The 750-nt window shown below is 58.4% G+C and carries 1 protein-coding gene and 1 pseudogene; both read left to right on the forward strand.

What is annotated here, in order from left to right; genetic code table 11:
• Positions 1-269, forward strand: a pseudogene (locus EN780_RS36070) (integrase); the annotation flags it as partial.
• A 228-nt stretch (positions 270-497) separates the two neighbouring features.
• Positions 498-692: an AlpA family phage regulatory protein gene (locus EN780_RS36075; protein WP_127392575.1), complete on the forward strand. Its 195-nt coding sequence runs from the start codon at positions 498-500 to the stop codon at positions 690-692.
• The last annotated feature ends 58 nt before the right edge of the window (positions 693-750 follow it).

Raw genomic sequence — 750 nt, forward strand, 5'->3', positions numbered from 1 at the left:
CGCGCGAGGGCCGGCCGATAGGCAACAGCCGCATGCGCGAGGTGATGGCTGAAAAGCGCCCTGGCGTGACTGTTCACGGCTTTCGCAGCACGTTCCGCGACTGGGCCGGGGAGGAGACGAACTATCCGCGCGAGATTGCGGAATGGGCGCTTGAGCACTTGGTCGGCAACGACGTCGAGCGAGCTTATCGCCGCGGCGATGCGCTAGAGAAGCGGCGCGCGCTAATGTCGGATTGGGCCAATTATTGCGGCAAGTTGACGCGACAATAAAAACTGCTTGACATTCTTTCTTTTTGCGAGACTCGTTTTTTCTTGACACGCAAGGCGAAAACGCTTATAAGTGCCGCCATGGTTATCTTGGATAGCCACTGAGCAGCGGCATCGCCGTCGTAGGCCCTCACGAAACGAGGGCGGTGCAAAGCGCCGGTCAATCCTCTTCCACAAATCCCATACGTTTTGCGCGCGCTCGATTCCGCTCGGGCGCTAAAGAGGAATCTTATGAACGACAATCTCGAACTCGTTTCGCTAAACGAGGCTGCCCGCATGACCAGCCTCTCACGCACGTTTCTCAATCGGCTAAGAGACCAAGGACGCTTTCCGGCCGCAGTGCCAATGGGCGAGCGCCGCATCGCCTTCGTCAAAAGCGAGGTGCTTGGCTTTATTCGCGACCGTATCGCTGCCCGCGCAGCCTAAACCAACAAAAGAGCAGCCGATGAACGGCGCCCGCAACCACGACCCACAACGGGAACAA

This window comes from Mesorhizobium sp. M4B.F.Ca.ET.089.01.1.1 (assembly GCF_004022605.1).
Lineage (GTDB): Bacteria > Pseudomonadota > Alphaproteobacteria > Rhizobiales > Rhizobiaceae > Mesorhizobium > Mesorhizobium abyssinicae.

Excerpts from the sequence above, each read along its gene's own strand:
- EN780_RS36075 (WP_127392575.1), top strand. The coding sequence starts at position 498 with ATGAACGACAATCTCGAACTCGTTTCGCTAAACGAGGCTGCCCGCATG.